We start from the raw sequence: 19,852 nt of genomic DNA on the forward strand, positions 1-19,852 counted from the left end.
TCTTAATGTTCTTGATGTAAACAAAAGTAGTAGCTGTTATCTTCTTTATAGTAGGACAATTTTTAAGTTTTACAGTACTTAATTAAAGTTCTTTCTGAAGTCTTCTGGAGAATAGTTCGTATGTTTTTTAAAGAATCTAATAAAATACGAGACATCTTCATATCCCAAATGATGTGCTATTTGATTGATTTTATTCGTTGTTGCAAGAAGATATCTTTTGGCTTCAAGTATGATATATTCATTAATAACATCAGAACATGTTTTTCCAAGCATTTTCTTAGTCATACTATTGAGTTGGTATGGTGTCATATGCATCAATGCTGCATACTGCTTTACTTGTTTTTTTGTAGTACTCTGTGTTTCTATTAATTGTAATAGTTTTTCTAATCGTTCTCGATCGTATGATTTTTCTTTTTCTTGTGTATCTTCTTTTATTCTAAGTAGTTCAATAAATAACAATTTTAAATTGGCTTTGATTGCTGTTGTATATGCTTTTGGTTTTTGGGTAAATTCTAGATAAATAGCTTCTAACTTAGCTTTAATGTTTTGAAATGGTATTTTTTCTAATTCATATAAATTAGTCACAGTTACTGATTGTAATATAGTTTGTATTAAAGGATAGTTTGCTGCAAAGAATTCTTTTTTGAAATGCAACATATATCCTTTACTATTAGCGTCGAGTGAAATTTGATGTACTTGCCCTGGTTTTATAATATAAAAGTCTTGTGCGCATATCTTATAGGATTTAAGATCTATCTCATGTACACCTGTTGCTTGTTCTAACAATAAAAGATAATAGTAATCATGCCTATGCAGTTTTTGAGTCATGGGTTGTCCTTGCAATAAGGATTCGACTTTATCTATATTGAAATAAGACTCTTCATCTACTTGATTGGATGTTATAAGTTGTCGTATTTCAATTTTTTTCATGATTTCTTAAAAATTTTCAAGATATGGTATAACTTTTTCTTCTAATAACTGAATTAATTCTTTTTGGTAATACTTAAATCGATCTGGAATATTAAGCACCTTTATCTTAAAATCATATTTTTCTTTAGTTTGAGAATTGATTAATTTCTTATGTCTTTTTTCCATTACTAAAATTAAATCAGCCCATTTTACTAATTCTTCAGTTAAAGGATTTGTACCTTCTTTATGGCATATTTTTAAATTAGTTCCTGCTGAATCAAATAGAAATTGATCAACATATCTAGATGAGAAATAATCATCTGCAGTTTTAGAGCGTTGCTTATTGGCTGAGCAAATAAATAATATATTGTTCATTCTTTTATATCAATTGCAATCCATATCCTATAATACTTCCTCCTAATATGATCCATAACGGACTTACTTTTTTATATCCAAAGCTTATTACTATACTCAAAAGCATTAGTATTATAGCTCTCCAGTCAAAAATCATCTGGTATCCCAATTTTAAACTCACAGCAATCATAATACCTACTGCTCCTGCATTAACAGCTTCTAAGAAATGACTCAACAACTTTGACTTTCGCAAAAGCGGTATAAGTTTCACTAATAATCCAACTAAGAAAAAAGAAGGTAAAAACATCCCTAACGAAGCCCATAAAGCTCCAGATATACCATTGAGCTGATACCCTATAAAAGTTGATGTTGTTAATACTGGTCCTGGCGTAAATTGCCCCATTGCTATAGCATCTAAAAGCTGATTTTTAGTAAGCCATCCTAAGTTTTCTACCAATTCTGCATCGATATAAGCTATTAAAACATATCCACTCCCAAAAAGAATCAATGCTATTTTAAGAAAATAAAAGAAAATCGAAGTACTACTCTGTATACTTATCGGTTTTAATAACCATAACAAAGGTGTAAAAAATACTACTGTCTTATTTTGTTGTTGCAGCATAAGCCATAGCATGCCTAATAATCCACTACCTATAATAAGCATAAACTCATCTATACCTAATAAAGATAATCCTGTAACTATAATTCCGATTATTATAAGTTGCCATGTTTTAAAGGCTTTTTTTCCTAGTTTATAAGAGGCATTACAAATAATCCCTATCACAGCTGGTTTGATCCCATAAAAAAATGGAGCAATGGCTGGTACTGTTCCATAATGACTATAAACCATCGCCAATAATAACGTAAAAAATACTGCTGGGGTGATAAATGCTAATCCCCCGATCCATAATCCTGCCCAGCCTGCTCTTACATAACCACAATGCATAGTCATTTGTGTTGAATTAGGTCCAGGAACAAGGTTTGTAGCTCCGATCATGTCTAGGAAATATTGCCGTGTCATCCACTGTCGTTTAGTAACGACCTCATCTTCCATCATTGCGATATGTGCTGCAGGTCCGCCAAAAGCAATACATCCTAATTTAAAAAACAATGTAAAGACTTCTTTTAATGGGGTCATAATCTTATCAATAATATTTACAGTAAATTATCTTTTATAATCCCAAAAACTCTATTGTCTGGATTATCACTATCCTTTTTATCCGGAATCAACTTAAAATTATTCTTTTGTAATATACGTATCGAAGCTTCGTTTTTATAACTGGTATAGGCTTCTATCACTTCTAATTGTAATGTTTTAAATCCATAGTTTATTACTGTAGCAATAGCCTCGGTCATGATTCCTTGATTGTAAAATTGCGGACTTAAATCATACCCTATTTCGGCTTGTTTGCGATCTTCAGAAAAATTCCATAAGCAGATAGATCCTATCATCTCTGGATTATCTTTTAGGTTAATACTCCAATAAATATTAGCCTTATCAACATAGCCTTGATCTATTTTGGATATGAATTGTACAGCTTCTTCGATAGATTTTGTTTGTCCTCTTTTTACATATTGATTTACAATTGTATCAGATCTTAAAAACAAAACTGCATTTGCATCATCTTTTGTGGGTTTTCTTAATAATAACCTTGCTGTTTGTAATTGTGGAAAATCAGTTTCTTTTGTCATTTTTTGATTGTTATTTTTTAGTTTTTCGAATTGAAATATTGTGTTTTACTTATACTAAATACGTTAACTGGAATTCCGTCATAGGACGCCAAATGTTTTTCTAGAGACATCCCATTTTTAATAGCTACACGCTCACTTCCTATATTATCTATATGTACTACAGAAATCAACGATTCGCTAAAATTGTGTTCAAAAGCATATTCTTTACATTTCTTTGCTGCTTCTGATGCGTAACCTTTACCCCAAAATTGTGGCAATATCGAATAACCTATTTCTAAACGTTCTTCTCCCTCTACTGTTTGTACTAATAAGCCACATTGCCCTACAAAAGCATTAGTTTCTTTATCAATTAGCACATTCATTCCTCCTAAGTCATTTTCATATCGATGAAATACTTTATTAAACCATAACTGACATAATTCTCTTGCACTCTTATTTGGGTCTAATCCCAAAAACACAGCTACATTTTCTTTTTCGAATAAGTGTTGCCAAGTTTCAAAATCTTCTTTTTTTAATACTCTAAAAGTTAATCGTGCTGTTTCTTCTCCTGTTAAAATGTATTTCATTTTCTCCTATTATATAGCTTTCAATATACATTTCTTATAGTTACTTTTCAAATACACTACTAGATATTTATTACTTCTTTTTAAACCATCGCATACACTTCTTTAATATCTTATTAAACATTTTTAAATCTTTATTTATAAGCTCTTTTTCTCTTGAAGAAACTTTACTTTTAAAAGATTCCAACGAAGGTTTTAGGATAGCCATATCCTTTTTAATAGCATCTTTTTCCCATTGACTTGTTCCCTGCTTTAATTCTTCTATCAATTTTGAGAATTGAATATTTATTTGTTCACCTTGAGTGGAGTTATTCCATATTTCTTTTAGCTCTTCCCATGGTTCTTTGTTTATCTGTTCTGTCATCTTATTTTATTTTTTGAGTTATACAATGGAGCAGTATTTTCTTTATTCGTTTCATCTTTACCGCTACGTGATTTTCTGTTAATCCTGTAATCTCACCTATTTCTTTATACTTCAATCCTTCTAAACTGAGTATTACAATAGCGCGTTCTTCTTCTTTTAATAAAGCTATACATGCTCTAAGCGCAGTTATCTTTAATTCTTCTTCTAGAGCTATATTATCTGCTTTAGGTATAAACTCTATAGCCTCTAATTGCGTGGTTTTTGAGTTTTTTTTACCAAATCGTGTATTGGCTCTACCACACACATTCAAGGCTATACTATATATCCATGTATTGATTTTGGATTTCCCTTTAAACGTTGGTAACGCTTTCCATAATTGATATACAACTTCTTGAAAAAGATCCTGAGGTTCTATGGGATTAACTGCATATATCTTACATATCCTATAAATACTCCCTTTGTTTTCTTCGAGTATCTGTTCAAAATTAATTTTTGAGTGCTTTTGCATCTTTTATCTGCTTTCATTCATATATGTTAGTGACAACGGTTATGAAAATATGACAAGAATTCTGATTTATTTTTTATTTCACCTATTTTTTATGAAGATATTTTGCACTCTTGTACGATATAGCTGCCTTTTATCGATTTCTTTATATTTTGAATAGTGTTATTTTTATTTGTTAGCACGAAAAAACAGTATTTTTGTTTTATAAACTAAAACCTCATACTATGAAAAGATTTCTTATGCTTTTATTGGTTATCACAATGTCTAGCTGTGCCGAATTACAACAGATTGCAGAAAACTTACCGCAACAAACTGGTGGCTTTGGATTGAGTAATGTTGATATCGGTAATGGTTTGCGAGAAGCTTTGGATAAAGGTATTGATAAACAAGTAACCAAGTTGACACAAAAAGATGGTTTCTTTAAAAATCAACTGGTCAAAATTGCTTTACCAGAAGAATTACAAAAAGTTGATAAAGCGCTACGTGATATTGGTTTAAGTAGTCTTGCAGATGAAGGTTTAAAAGTACTTAATCGTGCTGCCGAGGATGCTGTAAAAGAAGCAACTCCTATCTTTGTAGATGCTGTAAAAGGAATCACATTTGCCGATGCAAAAAATATCTTATTAGGTAGTGATGATGCAGCTACTCAATATTTATCAGGTAGAACGCGTACGGCTCTTTACGGAAAGTTTAGCCCAGTTATTAACACTTCTCTAGCTAGAGTTGGTGCTACAGAAGTATGGTCGAATATTATTACTAAATACAATACTATACCTTTTACTAAAAAAGTTAATCCTGATTTAACAGATTATGTTACAGGACAAGCACTAGAAGGGGTTTACAAAATGATTGCTGTAGAAGAAAACGAAATTCGTAATAAAATTGGAGCTCGTACTACAGATCTATTACGTAAAGTATTTGCTTTACAAGATGGGCGATAATAAGTCTGTAACTTAACTAAAAACAAAAACAGTATTCTATTAATTAGAATGCTGTTTTTGTTTTTATACCTTTTTACCTTCTATCTTTTCAAAAAAGGCTTTGCGATATGTATTCCCTATTGGCAGTTCATTATCATGTATCCAAACTGAGGTATTTTCTATCTTATCTATCACATCTAGTGCTATAATAAAAGATTTATGTATTTGAATAAATCTCGTCTCTGGTAATTCTTCTTTGAGTTGTTTTAAGGTTTTATATATAATGATCTGTTCGTTTTTGAGATGTACTGCCAGGTAGTTTTTTAATCCTTCTATATATAATATATCTGATACAAATACTTTTACATAATTGTGTTTACCATCTGTTTTAAAGAAAAAATATGCCTCACTAGCTTCTTTTGTTTCCACGGCCACCTTTTCATCTTCTTTAGGTTGCAATTTTAGACATGCTTGATAAAATCGATCAAAAGCTATTGGTTTTACCAAATAATCTACAGCACTAAGTTCAAACCCGTCAATTGCATATTGGGGATATGCTGTTGTAAAAATAATCTTTGTATTAGTTTTTAATAATTTAGATAATTGTAAACCTGTTAATTCTGGCATTTGGATATCTAGAAAAACCACATCTATCTCAGTATTGTCTACTATTTTTAATACTTCTAATGGATTTGTATATGTTGCTATACATTCCATAAAAGGTATTTTTGTAATATACCGTTCTAAAATTCGTATTGCTGGTGGTTCGTCATCTATAATGACACATCTTATTGTTTTATTCATAACGGTATTTTTAAATAGGCTTTAAAATGTGTTTCAGTTTCTTCATTATGCATCGTATAGTTGTCTTTATACATTAGCGTTAATCGCTTTTGTATATTATTCATTCCTATACCTTTTTCCATATATTTCTCTGAGGTATTCTTTTTATTATAGGTTTCTATTTCTAGAAAAGTATCCTTTATTTTAATGTGTATATTAGCTGGATCATTATGATTGTTAATCACTCCATGTTTAAATACATTTTCTACAAAATGAATCATTAATAACGAAGGTACTTGTTGTATGGTAACGTCTCCTTGTATTTGAAAATCTACAGCAAATTGATCTTCAAATCTTTTTTTATAAAAGTAAATATAGTCTTGTAAAAATTTAAGCTCTTTTGCTAATGGTAAAACATCATGCTGAGTTTCATATGTCACATATTGCAGTAACTGTGAAAGCTTCATTACTCCTTCTGCAGTTTCTGGTTGTGTATCAAATAATTCTTCATAAAAACTATTTAATGTATTCAATAAAAAATGAGGTTCTATTTGGGATTTCAATACGTTTAATGCTGCTTTTTTATGTTCAATCTCTAATTGATGGATTTTATTTCTTGTCTTTAACGTTTTAAAATATAAAAAGACTAAGCTACTATACAAACATGCTCTAAGAGTATAATATATCCCATCAAACAAATACCTTCTACTAAATTCTTCACTATCGATATAATAATTATGAGCTCCAGTTAAATTATATAGTAGTACTTCATCTAATACATATCGTATTCCCATAAACAGGATTAATAGAACCAGAAACCCTCCTGCGTATTGTACAAACTTTTTGGTATACAAATATCGAGGAGCAAATATCTTATAATTAAGCGTATAGATAACGCCATAAAATACTAGATTAAAAGATATTCCCATCAAATAATACGGATATTTAAATTGAAGGGGAGCATATTTATTTTCAGTTACATAATTCCATCCCATATCCATAATGATCAGTATTAGGATAAGGATAATATTATACTTTAATTCTTTATTCAGTTTCATTATAAAATATCTTAGACTAAGTAAATATAGTGGGTTTAATCAGGGCTCTTTACTTTTTAGGACAAACCTATCGTTTCTTAGGACAACTCACCACTTTACTACAACAAAAAAATACATCCACAATCTCGTAGCATTTGTCCGCTAATCATTAACGTTTATATAATCTGTAAAAACGATACTGCTATTCGCTTTACTATTGCTTCATATTAAAAAACCACTATTATGAAACAATTACTTTACTTAACTATAGTATTTCTATTTACCTCGACATATGCACAACAATTAGATTCTAAAGATACTAGTACAGATTTAGAAATCCTTCTAGTAGGTACTTTTCATTTTCAAAATTATCATCCCGAAAATAACCAAGATGTAGCTCAAACAGATGTTCTTGATGTTTTATCTCCTAAAATTCAAAAAGAATTAGCCTATATCACTGATCAAATTGCAGCCTTTGCTCCTGATAAGATTTTCTTTGAATACCCATTCGCTAAACAAGCTCGCTTAGATTCAATTTATAATTCTTTTGATCAAAATTACACTATCGAAAAACACAGAAGCGAAGATTACCAATTGGCTTTTCGTACAGCAAAAAAACTAAATCATCAAAAAATTTACGGCTGTGATTATCGAGATGCTCAATTTCCTTTTAAAGAGATGATTAGTGAAATGAAAAAGGCTAATCAAAATAAACTTATAGATCAATTTATGGGTGAACTTAAATCTTGGGAAAATGAATATAATGCTATGATTAGACAACATCAATCTTTAAAACATGCATTGTTATACCTCAACAATGATGAAAATCGTAATCGAGATGTAAATTTTTATTCAAACCTAGCTATACAAGGCGGAACTACAGACCAAATTTCGGGAGTAACTATAGCTTCAGAATGGTACCGTCGTAACTTAATGATGTGGTCTTATATCCAGAAACGTATTGAAACTGGTAAAGACAAAAAAATCATGATCCTTCTTGGTTCAAGCCATATCGCTATCCTAAAACAATTTATTAACCTCAATCCTAAATGGAAAACTGTAGCATTAAAAACTCTTTTAGATAATTAATCCTCTTTACTTATGAAACTATTATATCGTCTTTGCATTTTTATATGTTGTTCACAATCGCTGTTTGCTCAAGAATACCTCATTACAGGTGCCGTTACTGGTACAACTAGATCTCCACTAGAAGAAGTGTTATTAACTGCTTTTGATGCTCAATCAAATACGTATTTAAAACATACCTATAGTGATGCTTCTGGAACATATAGCTTTACATTTTCTGATACTAATCCTGTGTATATCAAAGCTGATGCTTTAGGGTTTAAAAGTTATAAAAGCGACCATCTAGTTCCAGGTCAAGATATTCCGCATCTCATCACATTAGCGCCATTAGAAGAAGAACTAGATGAGATTGTTATATTACAAAAGAAAAAAATCGTTTCGCTTAAAGGTGACAAACTTATTTATGATGTTGAACAATCTGGAATAGGTGATGGTAATTCTGGACTAGAAGTAATTAGTAAAATGCCAGGAATACGTCTTGATAAGGATGAGAATATCGTTTTTAGAGGTACACCAAATATGCAGGTAATGATAAACGGAAAGCGTTCTTTGCTAAAAGGTGAGCAACTCACTCAGTTTTTAAAAAGTATCGGTGGCGAAAATATCAAATCTATCGAAATCATTGCCAATCCGTCTGCTCGTTATGATGCCGAAGGTGTTGCTGGAGTTATAGATATTAAATTAAAAAAATCATACCAACAAGGACTTACCGGAAACATCAATACCTCTCTTGGTTATGGTGAGTTTCATAAAGGTTCTATTGGTGTAAATCTATACCAGCATACTAAAAAATGGAGTTTTAATGCTAGTGCAAAATACGGCAATTTCAATTCTGTTAACCATAGAGAAATCCTTCAAGATATACATGACGGTGAAAACACAACACATCTGGATCAATCTAATGATTGGTTTCCTAAATCTTCTAACACAACTTTTTCTTTAGGTACAGAATATACTATAAACGATAATAGTGCTATAGGTTCTTCATGGAATTATAATAATTATATCAGTGACGAAACTACCGAAGGTAGAACCAATGAGTTTGTCAATCAAGAATTTATAAGATATACTACTTTGGATATTGAAGGAGATATTAGAAATCACGACATCACAGGTAATTTGTATTATAATTTTACATCAGATAGTCTGGATACCGAACTGAACGTGCAATTGAATTATGCACATTATAATAATAGTAAATCACGAACTACACTTAATCGTTATTTTAATGCTATCGATAATATTACTTATCAAAATGATTTTGAGCTGTTCCAAAATAACCCTGCCAAATATGATATTTTTACTTCTCAAATAGATTATAAAAAGAATTTCTTAAAAAAATTCACCTTAGAACTAGGTGCAAAATACAGCTATGTACATAATGATTATGATAATCAATATCAGATCTTAGCCGATGATCCTAGTAATATGATTGATATCCCTAATAATCATTTGCTATATTCCGAATCTATTGGAGCTGCTTATGGTATCTTATCATGGAATACCGACCGATGGAATATTCAAGGTGGTTTACGATCTGAGTATATCGATTATAAAACGACATCGATTACAGGAGGTTTGACAGCTACAGATAATTATATTGCTTTTTTCCCTTCTTTAAGTATCAGTCATAGTCTTGATAAACACAGTTTTCAAGCCTCTTATAGTAGACGTATAAACCGACCTCGATATTTAGACCTTAATCCATTTTATGAATATATAGATACTTATAATGTGTCTTTGGGGAATCCTAATTTACAGCCACAGTTTTCTAATGCATTTCAATTAACTTATATCTATAATCAAACAACATCGATTTCTGGGTATGCTAATTTTTCTAATGACGTCATTTATAATGTAATTCGCTATGATCAAGAACTAGACATTACTACTATTTTTCAAGACAACATTGCAAGTTCTGTAACAACAGGAGCTTCTTTTTCTACAACTGTGGATCTTTTTGCTTGGTGGAATATCAATCTTAATGCTAATGCTTATTATAATCGTATTACTTCAGAAATTCCTAGTTTAACTTTTGATAATAAAGGTTATGGGGGAAATGCTGGAATAACCAATACACATAAACTTAAAAACGATTGGACGCTTTCTTGGGATACTTTTTATGATATTGGTGGTGTTTATGGTAATTATGATACACGTCCTTCTTATGACCTCTCGTTAAGCCTAAAAAAATGGTTCTTAGATAAAAAACTCAAAGTACAATTTAAGGCTAATAATGTGCTTAATCGTAGTTTCTTTCGCTCTTCAATTACTCAAAACAACGCAACAACGCATTGGGTTAATAAATGGGAAGCACGTAGATTCTATCTTACTGCTACTTATAATTTTGGATCAGGAAAAAAGAAGAGAGTAAAACAAGGTAATCTTAATGATGAAATAAATCGACTGTAAAGACTGCATAAAGTCTTGCATATATTTAATTACAAGATAAGTCTATTTTATTTTTGCAATATAATATTCATCAATAAAAAATATAACATGAAATTAATTGTAGCAAATGACACAAATCTAAAAGCAGTAATCAACGACAGGATTTACAAAACCTTAATCATTCCAGAAGGACAAACAATCAAAATTGATACAGATATTTCTCCTAACATAGGAGCTTCTCAAGCTGTAACTTTATTTTTTGAGTGCGGTGCAAAAATTGCTTTTGAAGGTAACGGAAAGTTATTATGGCATGGTTTTATTCAAACCGAATTACCTTTTCAGCACATTTTTGATATCACCGCTTCTAATCATCCAGAAACTACTTTACATGGTATTATAAAAAATCCTGAAATCCATATCGAATGGTTTGGTGGTAAAAGCTTACAACGAGGTAACACCATTATCGACTCTACTCAAGCATTTAAAGCTGCTTTAGAATTAGGTAAAGCAGTAATGATAAGTCCCGAAGAATATAACGTAAGTAAACGATTTGTTGACGGAAAAGTGGTTCAGTTAAATACTGGATATTATTATATCAATGATACCTTAACAGTCCCTAGCGGTGTACAAATCAAAGGATATGGACCAACGAGAACTTTTTTAACCGATAGTAGCTCTGGAGGTTTAGACTATATGCTGTATTTTAGAAAAGATAATTCAGAAGGCGCTCCTTTTGGGAATTATATCAAAATTAATGAATTAACCATTGCTGGAAAAGGTTCAAATTCTGGAGAGCCGAGTTCTTGGACTACTGAAACTTTAATATCAGCTATAGAATGTACTTATGCTATTCATTTTGACAATTGTAGATTTCAAGGAGGTAAAAACTTAATCCGATTAGAACGCTGTTTTGGTAATGTTAGTATCACTAATAGTCACTTAACTCTGGCTAGCCAAAGTATCTTGAATTTAATTTCTTGTCATGGTTTTAAAATGGATCATTGTCGCGTAGAGGCATGTAAAAACTTAGTTCCAGATACGCCATCTGCGGCTATTACGATTGGTACTGGAGGTAATCCTATTATCTTCTCTAATACGTTTTTTCAATTTAATTCGGGTTATGCTATCTGGTCTAATACAGCTAATCAAATCAATATCCAAGGTTGTTATTTTGAAGATAATTTCCATCATACCAGTAGAGCTGGTACAGATGAAAACGGAAATGCTATAACTGATAAAAATCCTATAGGAGCCCATGTATTATTAAAAAATACTTCTCAAGCTAATATTCTTGGTAACTTATTTGCTCAAACGCGACCTAATGGACTTGAAAATTCTACTAATCCTCCTCAAAACTACGCGTTTAGAATATTAAGTGAGGAAAAAGATATCTTATTGGATGTTAGAGGGAATAGAATTATAAACGCTAAACACTCTCCTGGTGCTATAGGAACTATGCAACCTTATATTCTAGGAGGAAATAAACGTATCAAAGGAGTTGGTTTACCATCTGCCGATGACAAAACTATTCTTGATTATCGTCAAGAATTAGAAACGTATATTCACGATAGCAATTATATTGATTTAGATCCTGAAAATTAATACTTGTTTTTATAAGCTTCTAAAATAACTAAACGCTTTTGTCAATCGAGATCCATACCAAGAGAAATATTCTCCGTCTACTAATTGGATATCAATTGATGGAAGCGTTTGCTTTATTTCTTCGATATGCATTTCTTTAAAAGGATATGGCTCCGACGATAATAAAATGGTATCTACTGCTCTTTCTTTTAAATCTTCTAAGGTTATCACGGGATATCGTTCTTGATCCTTAAAAACGTTCTCAAATCTATTAATCGTTAATAGATGATCTATAAAAGTAGTATTACCAGCTACCATCCACGGATTTCTCCAGATACAATAGGCTACTCTTTTTATAGGTCGTTGTGTTATCGATTTTGTAAAATCTTGATATTCGCTTATAATTTTATTCTTGATAACAGTTGCTTGCTGTTCTCGATCAAAAAGAAGTCCGTATTGCGTTATCAATGTAATGGCATCATCAATAGTATACATATCAGATACGTGAACTGTAAAATCTTTTTCTAGTTGTGTTACAATCTCCCTAGTATTCTCTTCTTTGTTACATAAAATAATATCAGGTTGTAATGCTTGTATACGATCGTATTTAACTTCTTTGGTCCCTCCTACTATTTTTTTTGCTTTTCTTAAATGTTCCGGGTGCACACAAAACTTAGTAATTCCTACTAATTCTTCTTCTAATCCTAAATCTACTAGTAATTCGGTTTGTGATGGTACCAAAGAAACAATCCTTTTGGGGATTTGTGCTAGTTTAATCTTTCTATGTAATTGATCTTCTAAATACATTTACTATTACATTACAACAAACTTATAAAACACTCAAAATTAATAACTTAAACTATGGTTTTTCCGCATTTTTTTTATTAAATTTAAGTAATCATAAACATATAAAACATTATTACTATGGAAACACTTTTACTTAAAATTTTACCAATAGCTATTATTAGCTTTATTGTCTTCAGTATTATTAGAGGTTTAATTGGGTATGCAAAATACGTTTTAAATTCATACAACCATTAAACTAATATTCTGTAAAAAGAATAAGGGATTTGAAGTTAGATTTCAAATCCCTTATTTTTTTATATTAATGCTGCCATTTGTTCTTGTAGCTCTTTTGCTTTGTCCACTGCTGCTTCGGCAAAATCTTTATCGTTAGAAGCATATAAAATCCCTCTAGAAGAGTTGATTAATAATCCTATCTGGTCATTTAATCCATATTTACATACTTCGGCTAGACTTCCGCCTTGAGCGCCTACTCCTGGAACTAATAAGAAACTATCTGGTATTATTTTTCTAATATCGCCTATGTATTCTGCTTTGGTCGCTCCTACTACATACATCAATTGCGAAGCATTTTCCCATGTTTTTGAAGTTTTTAAAACTTCTTTATACAATTCTTCACCATTTACAGTTTGCGTCTGAAAATCAAAAGCACCTTGATTAGACGTTAAGGCCAATAAAATGGTATGCTTATCTTTAAAAGCTAAGAATGGTTCTACAGAATCTTTACCCATATAAGGTGCTACTGTAACCGAATCAAATGCCAAATCTTCAAAAAAAGCTTTGGCATACATACTACTGGTATTTCCTATATCTCCGCGTTTTGCATCTGCAATAGTAAAGATCTCAGGATACTTTGTATTAAGGTACTGTATCGTCTTTTCTAACGATTTCCATCCTTTGATACCATAAGCCTCATAAAAAGCGGTATTAGGTTTATACGCTACAGCGAGATGATGTGTTGCATCGATAATAGCTTTATTGAACTCAAAAATAGGGTCTTCGCATGCCAATAAGTGCTTAGGAATCTTATTAAGATCCACATCTAAACCTATACATAAGAAAGATTTTTTCTTTTTGATTTGTTCAACAAGGTGTTGTGTTGTCATAATAGTGTGTGTTATCGTATCACTTATTCTTTTCCATCTACATAATCTTGTAAATAGGCATAACGCTCGGTTAATTTCCCATCTTTGGTCATGCGAGCACGCTCTAAAATTCCGTTTGCATCTCCATCAAAAAATGCTGGAATCACATGATTTAAAAACATTTCTCCAAAACCTTCACTTGCATCCTTAGGTAATTCGCAAGGCAAATTATCTACCGCCATTACTACAATTGCTTTTGGATCTTTATAATCGATTTCGCTTTCTGTTACTGGATCATATCCATAAATAGGATCTGCAATAGTAGAAGGACGTATAGTACACGCTACTGGCCCATCAATATCACAAGATACATCTGCTACAATCTTAATATTAAAAGTATCAGATTTAGCATCTTCTCTAGTAAAAATATACGGTGCTCCATCTCCATAAAAGTGACCTGCGATATAATAATCTGTTACCGCTGCAAAACGCATAAAATCACTTTCGTAAGCCTCTGGATTATTATAAAAATCTTTTTTATCGATCACCTGTCCATCTTTGCGCTTATTGTATTCTAGCACATCGATATTCACATATACAGGCTCATCAAAAGTTTGTGTCAAATACTCCTCTACCGTTACTTCTTTTATTTTAAGGTGATCCAAGATTTCTTTTGCTCCTTGTCCTACTTTACCTTTACCTGTTAATACAATCCTGATATTAGGTAAATTAAGTTTATCTAACTCTTGCTCCATTGCAGCTTTATCTACAAGAGATTCTGCTTTAGGTAATGAAAAAATGCCTTCTTTAAGCCCTAATGCTCTAAATCCATTATAAGCTCCCACAATACCTGCATAACGTCCAAAACCGATTAAACGCATTCCTTTTTCATTGACAATCACTTCGTGGTCGTATAATTCGATATTTTTTTCTAAAATAGCACGAAGTAAATCACGATTATATGGTTGTTTTTTGATGGTATGCGAAAAGAAGAAGTATTTTTTATTAGGAATCAATGCCGAAATTGGCACTTCTTTTACTCCTAATAATACTTCGCTATCGGCTATCGTATCAACCACCTCAAAACCAGCATCTTTATACTCTTGATCTGTAAAAACTCTAATAGGAGAAGTTTCTACTTTAATTGATGTATCAGGAAATTGTTTAGTTATATTTTGTAAGCCTTCTGGCGAAAAAACAACACGACGATCTGGCGGTGTTTTACGTTCTTGTATTATGGCGAAAGTTGTCATTTAGATTTTGGTATATATTTTGTTTTAAAAAATGAGGTAAAGATATAATAAATATGATTATCTTTGCCGACCAATTCTTACTGAAAGATTGGAATTATCATGACAACTTGGGGTCGACTGGTTTTGACAGCGAGATTAATAGAATGGTAAGCACGTCGAGCGCTGAGATACAGCTCGTAAATATCATATTTCAACTTTTTTAAACGGCGAGAATAACTACGCTCTAGCTGCATAATCCGAATCATAGTAGGATAGTGCCTCGGTCTACAAGGTAGACAAGCAGAATACCTCCCAACAGCCTTGGTTTACGGCGATTGACATAGAGGTATCGTAAAAGTAAACATAGAAATCACAGTGTCTTGATGTGATTTTGAAACCTTAATGAGACTAAGCTCTAGGTTGGCTGTTTTTGGTCGCTCCTAAGGTCGAAAATTTAAACAAAAACTAAGCGTGTAGAAAGCTGTTTTGTTACTTGTTTGGACGAGGGTTCGAATCCCTCCGACTCCACAAGAATATAAGTAAACCCTTGATTTATCGAGGGTTTTTGTTTTTAAGGGGAAAGAATAGGGGAATATAATTTTACATCATTAGTTAATTTAATAGTATATTTTATTTAGTTTTAGGTTTATAATATCTAATCTATCATTAAATCATGAAACTATATACATATTGCAAACATTGTAAAGAAGAAATAAATGTTACCACTAAAGCTTCCGATAGAGGAAGTCTACAAATGAAACACGGAGATCACCTTGATTTGAAATGCGAAGAATGTAACGGCATGAATAATAAACATGTTAATGATATCAAAGCCGAAATAAAATACTCTTCTTTATTTGTTGCTTTAGGCATTAGTATTCTCGTTACTTTAATTTTATGGTTTTTTATTGGTGCAATTAGTACTCTATCCTTAAGTATACCTCTCTTGTATTGGAAAATTCAATCTGATACTATTCATAAGTTTAATTCTTATATGGTACGTAGAAAACCTATCTAATTCTTATAGAATTTCTTATTTAAAAAATATAATTAATATATAAAGGAGAATAATCTGAGATTACTCTCCTTTATATATTGATAGTAATTATGCATATTTAACTACCATATCTTTAAATAGACATGTCCTTTTTCGTCAGCTTCTATTTTGACACGAAAAGCCCCTAGAGAGTTTAATACATGTATAGCTTCAAAACTTTTTTCATGTTTATTATAACATCGTATATGATCGTCTCTTCTATCTATAATAATTCCTCCAGAATGGTATGCTGTAGTGTTTTCTAAAATTGTTGTAATAAGTTCGGTTTTGTTTTTTAATTTGTTCATTGCTCTAGATTTAAGGTTTGTATATCGTATAGAGCAATTTTCACTCCTCAATTTTTTTTAACTTAAAAATAGAAGTAAAACAGTGCAGTTTTTTAACATAAAAACAAAGTTAATCATCTCTATATCAAAAGCTATTATCTTAATATGTTAAATTTCTGTAGTTGCAGTTTTTTTTTAGTTTTTAGGTATATTTTCAATCTTTTTCTCCTCTTTTATTTTTGTTTTCAAGTGGTATTATTCACTAAATAAGACCATCATTAAATCATCACTTAGTCTTACTAAAAACAGTATAAAATTGTACCCTTAACATGACCTTTCTAACATTATCTCATCTATTATAGATAAAGTTCTTTTGTGAACTCTATTATGTTTCACATACTAAAAAGTGTTCTGAATAAAAAAACATCTTTTTACCCTAAAAAACACAAAACACTGATAATCAAATATTTTTAACATCAAAAAGCATATATAAGTCAAAAAAAGGATTATATTTGCATATATTACTCCACTATCCTTATTCTAATTATTCCGCGTATAGCATTGATATTTGCTATCATTTTGATGTGCCGTCATTACCTAAGCATGACACATAGTAACCCCCTTATATTCACCCCCATTTACGGGTGCCTATCGATATAGTTGATATATTATATAGGATAGGCATCTTTTTTTTGATCTAAAATTAACTGTTATATCACATCTATATCTAATATAAAATAAGTCAAAAGCTATTTTTGTGTCCTTAATTCTGGTATAATCTAAAATATAAAAAGGAGTTTAGTTACTTTGGCATACTCAGTGAACCAAACAAGCTCAATGACTAGTGCAATTCAAAATGTAAAGTACTGAATGTAAAATATAAAAGTGTTATAGTTGTTGAGTTTATTCGTTAATGAGTCTTTGAGTTTGTCAGTTTATGATTAAAAATAATTCATACAACTTTTGTGATTGCCCCTATAAACATTAAAGGATTGTTTTAATTACGTGGGATAACTCTTGAGTTTATTTAAGATCGACCTTCGATTCGATATACTACTTTTATTATTTCCTTATCTCGACTTTTTTATAACATCGATGAAAGCTTTCTTATGTATTTACGACATAGCTATTAAAGGTTATAGTTATAAAAAACAAAACCCACCCTTATGACTAAGGATGGGAAAAAAATTGCTATGAAAAAGAAAAATTATCACTAAATGCGCTAGTGATTTTTCAAATATACACAAATTTACTTAATTAAAAGTTAATCCCCTTTAATGCTTAGTAAAATTTGGTATTTTATTTATGAAAACATGTCTTTTACCTTCTCAAAAAATGATTTATCACTACTTTCTGGCTTAGGTTGGAAGTGATCATCTTGTGACATTTTCTGGAAGAATTCTTTTTGTTCTCTACTTAATGTACGAGGTGTCCATACATTTACATGCACTAATAAATCTCCCTTACCATATCCATTGATATTAGGAATTCCTTTACCTCTTAATCTTAAAATTTTACCACTTTGAACTCCTTCTTCAATCTTGATACGTACCTTACCTGTCACCGTATCAATCTCTCTTGAGGTACCTAAAGCAGCTTCAGAGAAACTTATATATAAATCGTAGTGAAGATTATCTCCTTCACGTTGTAAATCATTGTGTTTAACTTCTTCTATCGCAACTAATAAATCTCCTGCTATACCATTTCCTGGTGCTTCATTTCCTTTACCAGAAACTTTTAACTGCATTCCGTCTTCTACACCTGCAGGGATTTTAATACTTACAGTTTCTTCTTCTATTTTTAACCCTTGAGCATCTGCTCCAGCTGGTTTATGATCTATAGATTGCCCTGCTCCACCACAAACATTACATGGTGCAGAAGTTTGCATTCTACCTAAAATCGTATTGGTTATACGAGTTACTTGTCCTGATCCATTACATGTACTACATGTTTTATATGTTGTCCCTGGTGCTTGAATCTTACGTTTTACTTTAATCTTCTTTTCTACACCATTTGCAATTTCTTCAAGAGTAAGCTTTACACGAATACGTAGGTTACTCCCTTTGGCACGACGTTGTCTTCCGCTTCCACCGAATCCTCCGAAGCCACCAAAACCGCCTCCGCCAAATATATCACCAAATTGACTGAAGATATCATCCATATTCATACCTCCACCACCAAATCCGCCTCCTTCAAAGGCTTGGTGACCAAATTGATCGTAGCGTGCTTTTTTATCTGGATCACTTAGTACTTCATAGGCTTCTGCTGCTTTCTTAAAATTCTCTTCGGCTTCTTTATCTCCAGGGTTTTTATCTGGGTGAAATTGTACCGCTTTTTTACGGTATGCCTTTTTAATTTCGGCAGCACTTGCACCTTTACTAATACCTAATATGTCGTAAAAATCTTCTTTCATCTGTTGAAACTATTTGTGGATTGGGCATTTCTTTAATATTATATAGTATTGCCTATATCCATTTTAGCATATATAAATACGTTTATATGTTATTGTCCTGTTACTACTTTAGGAAAACGTATTACTTTATCGCCTAATTTATATCCTTTTTCTATAACATCTACAATTTTACCTTTAAGGTCTTCTGTAGGTGCCGGAATTTGAGTTATTGCTTCGTGATCATCTGCATTAAAAGTATCTCCTGCTGCAACTTCTACTTGAGTTAATCCTTTTCCTTTTAAAGTTTCTTTTAACTTATTATGAATTAAATCAACTCCTTCTTTTAACGCTTTGTCTTCAGATTTTTCTAATTCTTTTTGCGCTCTGTCAAAATCATCTAATACTGGTAATAAAGAAACCATTACTTCTTGATTGGCAGTTTTAAATAATTCTATACGCTCTTTTGAAGTTCTACGCTTATAGTTTTCAAACTCTGCAAACAATCTCAAGAACTTATCTTTCTCTTTTTGCAATTCTTCTTTTAATTGCTCTTCTGCACTTACTTCTTCTTGTACTTGTTCATTAGTAGTTTCTTCTACAGCCGTATCTACAGTTTCTTCTACTTGTTGGTCTTTTATATCTTCTACAGTTTTATCTTTCTTACTCATTATTTTGTAGCAATATTTAATACTAGTGTCACTTTCTGGTCTGCAAAAGTACTGCCATTTCTCTTATAATGTCATAATGTCATCACAATATTTTAATAATTTTTTAAGATTTGACATTAGTTTATCAGCTACTTTTGTCCCGTAAAGATTAAAATTAACTATA

The 19,852-nt window shown here is 31.3% G+C and carries 20 protein-coding genes and 1 other RNA gene; 6 read left to right on the forward strand and 15 right to left on the reverse strand.

Annotated elements, in window-relative coordinates; all coding sequences use genetic code 11:
- Positions 1-78: 78 nt before the first annotated feature.
- From ACYEKI_RS04305 to ACYEKI_RS04335, 7 genes are all read right to left on the reverse strand, one after another.
- Complete coding sequence (locus ACYEKI_RS04305) at positions 79-930, reverse strand: helix-turn-helix domain-containing protein (RefSeq protein WP_459209930.1); 852 nt, start codon at positions 928-930, stop codon at positions 79-81.
- 6 nt (positions 931-936) lie between these two features.
- The gene (locus tag ACYEKI_RS04310; protein ID WP_459209931.1) at positions 937-1,284 is read right to left on the reverse strand and encodes an arsenate reductase/protein-tyrosine-phosphatase family protein; all 348 of its coding nucleotides are present in this window, start codon (positions 1,282-1,284) and stop codon (positions 937-939) included.
- A gap of 4 nt (positions 1,285-1,288) precedes the next feature.
- Positions 1,289-2,401, reverse strand: a complete 1,113-nt coding sequence (gene chrA / locus ACYEKI_RS04315; RefSeq protein ID WP_459209932.1) for a chromate efflux transporter — start codon at positions 2,399-2,401, stop codon at positions 1,289-1,291.
- A 17-nt stretch (positions 2,402-2,418) separates the two neighbouring features.
- Positions 2,419-2,955, reverse strand: coding sequence for a GNAT family N-acetyltransferase (locus ACYEKI_RS04320; protein ID WP_459209933.1), 537 nt, complete (start codon positions 2,953-2,955; stop codon positions 2,419-2,421).
- A 17-nt stretch (positions 2,956-2,972) separates the two neighbouring features.
- Positions 2,973-3,521: a GNAT family N-acetyltransferase gene (locus ACYEKI_RS04325; RefSeq protein ID WP_459209934.1), complete on the reverse strand. Its 549-nt coding sequence runs from the start codon at positions 3,519-3,521 to the stop codon at positions 2,973-2,975.
- 70 nt (positions 3,522-3,591) lie between these two features.
- Positions 3,592-3,882: a hypothetical protein gene (locus ACYEKI_RS04330; RefSeq protein WP_459209935.1), complete on the reverse strand. Its 291-nt coding sequence runs from the start codon at positions 3,880-3,882 to the stop codon at positions 3,592-3,594.
- Position 3,883: 1 nt separating this feature from the next.
- The gene (locus tag ACYEKI_RS04335) at positions 3,884-4,390 is read right to left on the reverse strand and encodes an RNA polymerase sigma factor (protein ID WP_459209936.1); all 507 of its coding nucleotides are present in this window, start codon (positions 4,388-4,390) and stop codon (positions 3,884-3,886) included.
- Positions 4,391-4,611: 221 nt separating this feature from the next.
- Between ACYEKI_RS04335 and ACYEKI_RS04340 the strand changes: the two genes are divergently transcribed.
- Positions 4,612-5,328 (forward strand): DUF4197 domain-containing protein, encoded by a 717-nt coding sequence (locus ACYEKI_RS04340; protein WP_459209937.1) that lies wholly within the window; start codon positions 4,612-4,614, stop codon positions 5,326-5,328.
- A 63-nt stretch (positions 5,329-5,391) separates the two neighbouring features.
- On the opposite strand, the gene ACYEKI_RS04345 is transcribed toward ACYEKI_RS04340, so the two are convergent.
- Together ACYEKI_RS04345 and ACYEKI_RS04350 are read right to left on the reverse strand one after the other, a co-directional pair.
- Entirely contained in the window at positions 5,392-6,111 is a 720-nt protein-coding gene (locus ACYEKI_RS04345; protein WP_459209938.1) for a LytR/AlgR family response regulator transcription factor, read from the reverse strand.
- The gene (locus ACYEKI_RS04350) at positions 6,108-7,148 is read right to left on the reverse strand and encodes a sensor histidine kinase (protein ID WP_459209939.1); all 1,041 of its coding nucleotides are present in this window, start codon (positions 7,146-7,148) and stop codon (positions 6,108-6,110) included. Before ACYEKI_RS04350 ends, ACYEKI_RS04345 begins: the two co-directional genes overlap by 4 nt.
- A 222-nt stretch (positions 7,149-7,370) precedes the next feature.
- Between ACYEKI_RS04350 and ACYEKI_RS04355 the strand changes: the two genes are divergently transcribed.
- The 3 genes from ACYEKI_RS04355 to ACYEKI_RS04365 all read left to right on the forward strand — a co-directional run bounded on the left by ACYEKI_RS04355 (position 7,371) and on the right by ACYEKI_RS04365 (position 12,206).
- A complete protein-coding gene (locus ACYEKI_RS04355; protein WP_459209940.1) occupies positions 7,371-8,216 on the forward strand; it encodes a DUF5694 domain-containing protein in 846 nt (281 codons plus the stop codon).
- A 12-nt stretch (positions 8,217-8,228) separates the two neighbouring features.
- Positions 8,229-10,625 (forward strand): TonB-dependent receptor domain-containing protein, encoded by a 2,397-nt coding sequence (locus ACYEKI_RS04360; protein ID WP_459209941.1) that lies wholly within the window; start codon positions 8,229-8,231, stop codon positions 10,623-10,625.
- Positions 10,626-10,712: 87 nt separating this feature from the next.
- A complete protein-coding gene (locus tag ACYEKI_RS04365; RefSeq protein WP_459209942.1) occupies positions 10,713-12,206 on the forward strand; it encodes a right-handed parallel beta-helix repeat-containing protein in 1,494 nt (497 codons plus the stop codon).
- 9 nt (positions 12,207-12,215) lie between these two features.
- Here ACYEKI_RS04365 and ACYEKI_RS04370 read toward each other — a convergent pair whose 3' ends face one another.
- From ACYEKI_RS04370 to ACYEKI_RS04380, 3 genes are all read right to left on the reverse strand, one after another.
- Complete coding sequence (locus tag ACYEKI_RS04370; RefSeq protein ID WP_459209943.1) at positions 12,216-12,992, reverse strand: helical backbone metal receptor; 777 nt, start codon at positions 12,990-12,992, stop codon at positions 12,216-12,218.
- 293 nt (positions 12,993-13,285) lie between these two features.
- A complete protein-coding gene (pyrF, locus tag ACYEKI_RS04375; protein WP_459209944.1) occupies positions 13,286-14,095 on the reverse strand; it encodes an orotidine-5'-phosphate decarboxylase in 810 nt (269 codons plus the stop codon).
- 23 nt (positions 14,096-14,118) lie between these two features.
- Positions 14,119-15,327, reverse strand: coding sequence for an NAD(P)-dependent oxidoreductase (locus tag ACYEKI_RS04380; protein WP_459209945.1), 1,209 nt, complete (start codon positions 15,325-15,327; stop codon positions 14,119-14,121).
- Between the two features lie 109 nt (positions 15,328-15,436).
- On the opposite strand from ACYEKI_RS04380, the gene ssrA reads away from it, so the two are divergent.
- Together ssrA and ACYEKI_RS04390 are read left to right on the forward strand one after the other, a co-directional pair.
- Positions 15,437-15,837, forward strand: a transfer-messenger RNA (tmRNA) gene (gene ssrA, locus ACYEKI_RS04385).
- A gap of 142 nt (positions 15,838-15,979) precedes the next feature.
- The gene (locus ACYEKI_RS04390; protein WP_459209946.1) at positions 15,980-16,324 is read left to right on the forward strand and encodes a hypothetical protein; all 345 of its coding nucleotides are present in this window, start codon (positions 15,980-15,982) and stop codon (positions 16,322-16,324) included.
- 101 nt (positions 16,325-16,425) lie between these two features.
- Here ACYEKI_RS04390 and ACYEKI_RS04395 read toward each other — a convergent pair whose 3' ends face one another.
- The 3 genes from ACYEKI_RS04395 to ACYEKI_RS04405 all read right to left on the reverse strand — a co-directional run bounded on the left by ACYEKI_RS04395 (position 16,426) and on the right by ACYEKI_RS04405 (position 19,689).
- The gene (locus tag ACYEKI_RS04395) at positions 16,426-16,650 is read right to left on the reverse strand and encodes a hypothetical protein (RefSeq protein ID WP_459209947.1); all 225 of its coding nucleotides are present in this window, start codon (positions 16,648-16,650) and stop codon (positions 16,426-16,428) included.
- A 1,282-nt stretch (positions 16,651-17,932) separates the two neighbouring features.
- Positions 17,933-19,042: a molecular chaperone DnaJ gene (gene dnaJ, locus ACYEKI_RS04400; RefSeq protein ID WP_459209948.1), complete on the reverse strand. Its 1,110-nt coding sequence runs from the start codon at positions 19,040-19,042 to the stop codon at positions 17,933-17,935.
- A gap of 89 nt (positions 19,043-19,131) precedes the next feature.
- Complete coding sequence (locus ACYEKI_RS04405) at positions 19,132-19,689, reverse strand: nucleotide exchange factor GrpE (protein ID WP_459209949.1); 558 nt, start codon at positions 19,687-19,689, stop codon at positions 19,132-19,134.
- Positions 19,690-19,852: the final 163 nt, after the last annotated feature.

It is taken from the genome of Aquimarina rhabdastrellae (assembly GCA_947387485.1).
In the GTDB taxonomy this organism is placed as follows: Bacteria; Bacteroidota; Bacteroidia; order Flavobacteriales; family Flavobacteriaceae; genus Aquimarina.

Coding starts and splice junctions, on each gene's coding strand:
- ACYEKI_RS04320 (WP_459209933.1), bottom strand. CDS start 2,955: ATGACAAAAGAAACTGATTTTCCACAATTACAAACAGCAAGGTTATTA.
- ACYEKI_RS04380 (WP_459209945.1), bottom strand. CDS start 15,327: ATGACAACTTTCGCCATAATACAAGAACGTAAAACACCGCCAGATCGT.
- ACYEKI_RS04355 (WP_459209940.1), top strand. CDS start 7,371: ATGAAACAATTACTTTACTTAACTATAGTATTTCTATTTACCTCGACA.
- ACYEKI_RS04405 (WP_459209949.1), bottom strand. CDS start 19,689: ATGAGTAAGAAAGATAAAACTGTAGAAGATATAAAAGACCAACAAGTA.
- ACYEKI_RS04305 (WP_459209930.1), bottom strand. CDS start 930: ATGAAAAAAATTGAAATACGACAACTTATAACATCCAATCAAGTAGAT.
- ACYEKI_RS04310 (WP_459209931.1), bottom strand. CDS start 1,284: ATGAACAATATATTATTTATTTGCTCAGCCAATAAGCAACGCTCTAAA.
- ACYEKI_RS04365 (WP_459209942.1), top strand. CDS start 10,713: ATGAAATTAATTGTAGCAAATGACACAAATCTAAAAGCAGTAATCAAC.
- ACYEKI_RS04350 (WP_459209939.1), bottom strand. CDS start 7,148: ATGAAACTGAATAAAGAATTAAAGTATAATATTATCCTTATCCTAATA.
- ACYEKI_RS04345 (WP_459209938.1), bottom strand. CDS start 6,111: ATGAATAAAACAATAAGATGTGTCATTATAGATGACGAACCACCAGCA.
- ACYEKI_RS04330 (WP_459209935.1), bottom strand. CDS start 3,882: ATGACAGAACAGATAAACAAAGAACCATGGGAAGAGCTAAAAGAAATA.
- ACYEKI_RS04340 (WP_459209937.1), top strand. CDS start 4,612: ATGAAAAGATTTCTTATGCTTTTATTGGTTATCACAATGTCTAGCTGT.
- pyrF (WP_459209944.1), bottom strand. CDS start 14,095: ATGACAACACAACACCTTGTTGAACAAATCAAAAAGAAAAAATCTTTC.
- ACYEKI_RS04395 (WP_459209947.1), bottom strand. CDS start 16,650: ATGAACAAATTAAAAAACAAAACCGAACTTATTACAACAATTTTAGAA.
- ACYEKI_RS04335 (WP_459209936.1), bottom strand. CDS start 4,390: ATGCAAAAGCACTCAAAAATTAATTTTGAACAGATACTCGAAGAAAAC.
- ACYEKI_RS04370 (WP_459209943.1), bottom strand. CDS start 12,992: ATGTATTTAGAAGATCAATTACATAGAAAGATTAAACTAGCACAAATC.
- ACYEKI_RS04325 (WP_459209934.1), bottom strand. CDS start 3,521: ATGAAATACATTTTAACAGGAGAAGAAACAGCACGATTAACTTTTAGA.
- dnaJ (WP_459209948.1), bottom strand. CDS start 19,042: ATGAAAGAAGATTTTTACGACATATTAGGTATTAGTAAAGGTGCAAGT.
- ACYEKI_RS04360 (WP_459209941.1), top strand. CDS start 8,229: ATGAAACTATTATATCGTCTTTGCATTTTTATATGTTGTTCACAATCG.
- ACYEKI_RS04390 (WP_459209946.1), top strand. CDS start 15,980: ATGAAACTATATACATATTGCAAACATTGTAAAGAAGAAATAAATGTT.
- chrA (WP_459209932.1), bottom strand. CDS start 2,401: ATGACCCCATTAAAAGAAGTCTTTACATTGTTTTTTAAATTAGGATGT.